Origin of the sequence: Microbacterium sp. 13-71-7, from assembly GCF_002257455.1 — a bacterium.
Classification (GTDB): domain Bacteria; phylum Actinomycetota; class Actinomycetes; order Actinomycetales; family Microbacteriaceae; genus Microbacterium.
This window is the reverse complement of the sequence record NZ_NCKN01000255.1, coordinates 1-5322: the sequence shown is the minus strand read 5'-3', so window position 1 is coordinate 5322 and position 5322 is coordinate 1. Positions and strand designations below refer to the sequence as shown.

Sequence of the window (5322 nt, the reverse complement as noted above, 5' to 3'; positions counted from 1 at the left end):
TGGTCGACGTCGACGACCGACGCGGGATGGCGGAGCTCGCCGGATTCGTCTCCGCCCTCGGACACACCCGGATCGGGGTCGTGATGCGCCGGACGACCATGGGGCCGGAGCACGCGCCCGGCCCGGCGCACCCGATCGCGGCGGACCTCGATGCGATCGCGAACCCCACGATCCGCGGAAGGCTCGAAGCGGTGGCCGAGGCGTTCCCGCACGCTGTCAGGGTCGAGGCCGGAGGTCGGGACGCGGCCGCCGGCGCCGCGGCAGCGCGGGCGCTCCTGGATCATCCCACCGCGCCGACCGCGATCCTCGCGCAGAACGACCTGCTCGCCCTGGGCGCCCTTCAAGCGGTGCGCGAGCGCGGGCTACGGGTACCGGAGGACGTCACGGTCACGGGCTTCGACGGCATCGAGCTGCCTGGCCTCGATCGCGCTCTGACCACCGTCAGGCAACCGCTGTATGAGCGCGGCCGCGTGGCCGGGGAGCTCGTGACGTCGCTGCTGCGCGGGGAGCGACCCGAGAGCGTAGTCCTGCCCGTCGAACTCGTGCGCGGCGAGACAGCCGGTCCGCCTCCGGCACCCCCCGCCGGCTAAACAGGTCGGAGCCCCGGTCATCCGGCACCGCATCGTCGATGAAACGCCGTGCGATCGGTCGCCGCGCCCGGAATCACTACGCCTGGTCGCCGTGCACGGTCCGTCCGGTCATGCGTTCGATGCGGAACCGCAGCGGCAGATCCCTGCCGGGTCCGGCCCACGGCGAGACGCGGGGCAGGACCGCCGCCGCGTCCTCCTCCGCGACGCGGGAGAGCCGCCCGTGCATCAGCACGCTCCACGCGGTGCGCGAGAGGGGGGCGTGGCTGTCGACCTCGAACGCGACCTCGGCCGGCGTCTCCGAGAGCGCGCCGAGAAGCCCCTCAGCCGCGGTGCGCAGCAGCAGATCCCGCCCGGAGACCACGAAGTTGACGGGGAGGATCAGGACACGGGCGTCCTGTACGAAGCCGATCCGCCCGACGGTCGTCGCGGTGAGCAGGTCGTAGCACTCCTGATCGCTGAGCTCGATGATCATCGGGCGCACCTATCGGACGACGGCCGTCGCCGTGGCCGGATGCCCGATGATCTCCTGGCTGATCGATCCGAGCAGAAAGCGCCGGATCGCGCCGCGCCCGCGGGAGCCCACGACGCAGAGCGATGCGGAGGCGGCGAGTTCGTCGATCACGCGAGAGGGATAGCCGCTCTCGACGACGGGGATGATCGTGAGATCCGGGTAGTCCGTGGACAGGCCGGCCAGGGCGATCGCGAGGATCTCCTCGGTGGCCGTCTGCATGTTGTCGAGATAGGGCTGCGCGTAGCTCACCAGGCCGTATCCCGGGGCCGTCAGGGGCGTCCACACCGATACCGCCGTCAGCGGCTCATTGCGACGGTCGGCCTCGGCGGCGGCGAAGCGCAGGGCGCTCTCGGAGGTCTCGGATCCGTCGACGCCGACGACGATCCCCTTGCGATCGGTCAGGTCGTAGTCCGGGATCACGACGACGGGACATCTGGCACCGGCCGTGATGCGGACCCCGTGGAACCCGCGGACCGAAGGGGCGGATCCCCCCTGGTAGTCGCTGCCGATGACGAGCAGGTCGGCGTCCTCCGACACGGCCACAAGGCGCTCGATGGGACTGCCCACTTCCACCCGCACGCTCACCTCCACGCCGCGCCCGGCGTGCCGCTGGACGAGCTCCTCGAGGAACGCGCGCGCCGCGGCGGTGGCGTCCGCGAGCGGACCGCCTTCACCGAGAGTGCCGATCGCTCCCCCGACGACGGAGACCAGCTCCACCGGCTGCGAGCGTTCCGAGGCACGCGCCATGGCCCACTCCACCACTCGCGCAGCCACCGGTGCGTCCGAGACTCCTACGACGATCATTCCGGTCATGACGCGTTCCTCTCATCTCCGCCTCTTTCGAGCGTAACCAGAGAGGACGGCGCCGTGCAGGGGTTGCGACCGTGTTTAAGGTTCGCACGAAGGCGCGCACGCCCGTCGCCCCGCCCGTGTCCCGGACGCGACCGCACATGCGCCGGCGCGAGGCCTGCCGCTCACGACCATGAGCGTGCTCACCACCGGCGCACGTGCGAACGCGGATCAGACGGTCGCGGTTCCGGTGAAGTTGACCGTGCCCGTGCCGAGGAAGACGAGGCCCGTCGCGAGACCGTGCAGGTCCCAGACCAGAGTCATCGGGCACTGAATCGACAGCCCGATGCCGTACTGGAGCGTCGTCGTCACCGTGACGGTCAGAGTCTTCGGAACGACCGGATATGGAGGGATCCCTGCAATGGCGCCGCCGTTGGGAAGCGACACGTTGCTGAACAGGAAGGCACCGGGCATCGCGCCGACGGTCGAGATGTTTCCCGCACCGGCCCCGAGACCGGCCGCGGAGTTGTAGGTGTTGCCATCGGACATCGTCAGCGTCGCCCGGGTCACGATGTACGTGAAGGCGGGCTGGAAGATGTTGGTGAAGCTGATGCCGCACTGCGTCGCGTCGAGGCCGAAGATCGACGGGAACGCGATCGTCCCCTTGTTCCCCACGACGAGCGCCTGGGACGTCCAGGCGCCGGAGACGACACCACCGATGATCGGAAAGCCCGCCTTGATGCAGGTGGGGCATGCCGGAGTCGATGCGGACGCCAGCGGCATGGCCGCAGCCGCGGCGACGACCGGGATGCTCCATGCCGCGCCCTTGACGATCGTGCGGCGATCGACGGCAGGACGCCCGCTCCCCATGGTCTTGCTTTCGGACATGTGTGTTCCTCCCCAGAGTTATCGACTTCAGACCGCGTGGCCCGGCGCCGCCGCAGCGGTCGCTCCGTTGCCACGCTGGATCATCATCGAGGCCGGCCTCGTCGCGGCGGGGCGCCTGGACGCAATAACGATGAAATGTGGCGCTCGATCGAAGAATGCACACGGACGGGACGTTTTGCCGCACGCCGAACGTTTTCCTCGTCTCATGCGGACAATCGATGGAGACAGAACACGATGGCACGGGAGTCGGGGGGCTCCGCCTACCCTCGGAAGAGCCGCCCGACCCGTTCGCTCCCCATGCCGCGAACGATCGGTATCGAGTCGGATTCTCGATACCGCGCCATTGCGGAGGCCGAGGAGCGGATTCCGCAATGGCGCAATTTCTGATGCTCGTTGAATGCGCCCCTGAGGTCGCCGTTCGACCGATGGGAAATTCGGCCGGACACCGAGCATCGCAGAGCCTCCGGGAACAGTCGAACAGGATCTGGAAAACCATTCGACACAGGAAGACGCCGCGCAACTCATCAAATCACGGGGCTCCCACAATTGTGTGCCGGACGGCGAAGAATGTCGCGCGAGCGCCGACACAGTGCGCCATCTACGAGTTCAGTGTCGCAGAATCGAATTTCGCTGGCGCAGAAGTGACGAACGGTCCTCACGGGTCGCCGGACGAGATCAGCGGCGGGAGACTCTGCGCAGCTCCCGAGGTGTCGTCAGCCCGGCCCAGGCGAACGCCCGACGCAGGGCCGCCGCGTCGCGGAAGCCCGAGAGCTGCGCGATCTCGCCGATTCCCAGTGGCGCGTTGCCCGCATTGGCCAGCAGGTCCTGCGCGAGATCCACCCGGGCGCGACGCAGCTCATCGGCCGGCGTGCTGCCGTCGACCGCGAAGAGTCTCTGCAGATTCCGGACCGACATGTGCAGGTCCTGCGCCAGCGCGGCGACGCCGAACTCCGGCTCGGTGCGACGAATCAGTATGAGTGTGCGGGCACGCGCGATCCCGGGGGCCTCGATGCCCGCGATCGTCGTGCGGGGTCCTGCTTCGACCAGGACGCCGAAGACCATCTCGGAGATCAGCTGCTCGACGAGGTAGTCGGTATACAGCGTCGGCTCGGACGGCTGGGTGAGCAAGGAGTCGAGGAACGCGCGCAGCCCGCGCCCCAGCGCACTCGCCGGGATCACCTCCCTCGGAGCGCCGACACCCGATTCGATCTCGACCAGTTCCGCCCATGGGACCCAGGCGATCATAACGGTGCCGGATTTCACCGCGCTGACCGACGCCCGCCGATGCGGGTGCAGGAACACCAGCGCACCCGGAGGAACCTCTTGCGGTTCGCCTTCGGCACCGTGGATCTCCAGCGGGATCGAGGACACGAGAAGCGCCGCGGTCTCCGTCCCTTCGGCCTCTTGCGGCAGCCATCGCCACAATATGTCACGGCCTACGACGTGCTGCGTCGCAAGCACACTGCGGTAACGCAGCGCAACGATCGGATGCTGCCGCTCGCCGCGGAGCAGCCGTGTTAAATCCCCAGAAGTGGTGACAATCCCCATTTAACGATCTTCCCCCGTCGATCATCGCGAGAGCGATTCCCTCCGCTGCGATATCTCGCGTTAACATAACGTCATCAAATGCGGCACAGCAACCGGGCCAGATGAGAGAACCGCGACTTCGATGATGCCAGATGGGACCCGACCTTGTAGTGTCGCTCTCAAGCCCTTCGATCAGCTGATTAGCTGTGCACGAAGTGCCCACTGGGGAGGTTGGCAATGTCAGGGGAAAAGCGGCGCTCGCATGCACGCAAGGGCGACGGCGATTACAAGACGCCGTGGTTGATCAAGGAGTATTATGGCGCGCCGATCTGGGCCATCCTCGGCCTCGCCGCTGTCGTCGTCGGGCTGGGCGCCGCGTATCTCATGCAACGCTAGAGACGGGAAGGATTTCGCATTGTTCGTGCGTGCCTGACGATGCGTACCCTGCTCAGCGCCCGTGCTCGGTTCCGGGAGTCCAGAGCAGATCGGCGCCCGCGCCGCGCGCCACCACATGGCCCTCGCGGATCATGAGCGTCTCCGCGCCGAGCTCGCGCGCGAACGCCGCGTCGTTGCTCACCAGCAGCGCGGCCATCCCGCGCTCCGTGCGGCGGCGCGTGATCGCGGCGAAGACCACGGGCCGCACCTCCAGATCGAGGTTCGCGAGCGGCTCGTCGGCGATCAGCACGGTCGGATCGAGCACCAGCGCGCGGGCGATCGCCACCCGTTGGCGCATGCCCGCGCTGAGCTCGTACGGAAACGACGAGGCGAGGCCGAGCGGCAGGTGCAGTTCGTCGAGCAGCGTCGCCACCCGGATCGCCAGCGCCTTCACGTTCACCCGCCGTTCGCGCTGCAGGATCGGCTCCGCGATGGTCTCCTGCACGGTGAGCTGCGGTGTGAGCAGCGCCCCGGCGTTCTGCGGCAGGTAGCCGGCGCGGTACGTGAGCTCGCGCAGCCGCCGCCCGGGGTGACGCACGGAGACGCCGCAGACGGTCGCGGAGCCGCCGACGACGCGGATCG

General features: G+C 68.3%; 7 protein-coding genes. 2 read left to right on the top strand and 5 right to left on the bottom strand.

Annotated features, from left to right (window positions below):
- Positions 1–590, top strand: a 590-nt coding sequence (locus B7X32_RS18050; RefSeq protein WP_292722802.1) for a substrate-binding domain-containing protein, incomplete at its 5' end; no start/stop codon positions are given.
- 76 nt (positions 591–666) lie between these two features.
- Here B7X32_RS18050 and B7X32_RS18045 read toward each other — a convergent pair.
- From B7X32_RS18045 to B7X32_RS18030, 4 genes are all read right to left on the bottom strand, one after another.
- Complete coding sequence (locus B7X32_RS18045) at positions 667–1062, bottom strand: pyridoxamine 5'-phosphate oxidase family protein (RefSeq protein WP_292722797.1); 396 nt, start codon at positions 1060–1062, stop codon at positions 667–669.
- Between the two features lie 9 nt (positions 1063–1071).
- The gene (locus B7X32_RS18040) at positions 1072–1914 is read right to left on the bottom strand and encodes a universal stress protein (protein WP_292722793.1); all 843 of its coding nucleotides are present in this window, start codon (positions 1912–1914) and stop codon (positions 1072–1074) included.
- Positions 1915–2121: 207 nt separating this feature from the next.
- Positions 2122–2778 carry a hypothetical protein gene (locus tag B7X32_RS18035; protein WP_292722789.1) on the bottom strand — a complete coding sequence of 219 codons (657 nt, stop codon included), beginning with the start codon at positions 2776–2778 and terminating at the stop codon, positions 2122–2124.
- A gap of 675 nt (positions 2779–3453) precedes the next feature.
- Entirely contained in the window at positions 3454–4326 is an 873-nt protein-coding gene (locus B7X32_RS18030; RefSeq protein WP_292722786.1) for a helix-turn-helix domain-containing protein, read from the bottom strand.
- A gap of 216 nt (positions 4327–4542) precedes the next feature.
- Between B7X32_RS18030 and B7X32_RS18025 the strand changes: the two genes are divergently transcribed.
- Positions 4543–4701, top strand: a complete 159-nt coding sequence (locus B7X32_RS18025; RefSeq protein ID WP_292722783.1) for a hypothetical protein — start codon at positions 4543–4545, stop codon at positions 4699–4701.
- A gap of 52 nt (positions 4702–4753) precedes the next feature.
- On the opposite strand, the gene B7X32_RS18020 is transcribed toward B7X32_RS18025, so the two are convergent.
- The coding region (locus tag B7X32_RS18020) for an ATP-binding cassette domain-containing protein (protein ID WP_292722780.1) at positions 4754–5322 on the bottom strand (569 nt) is incomplete at its 5' end.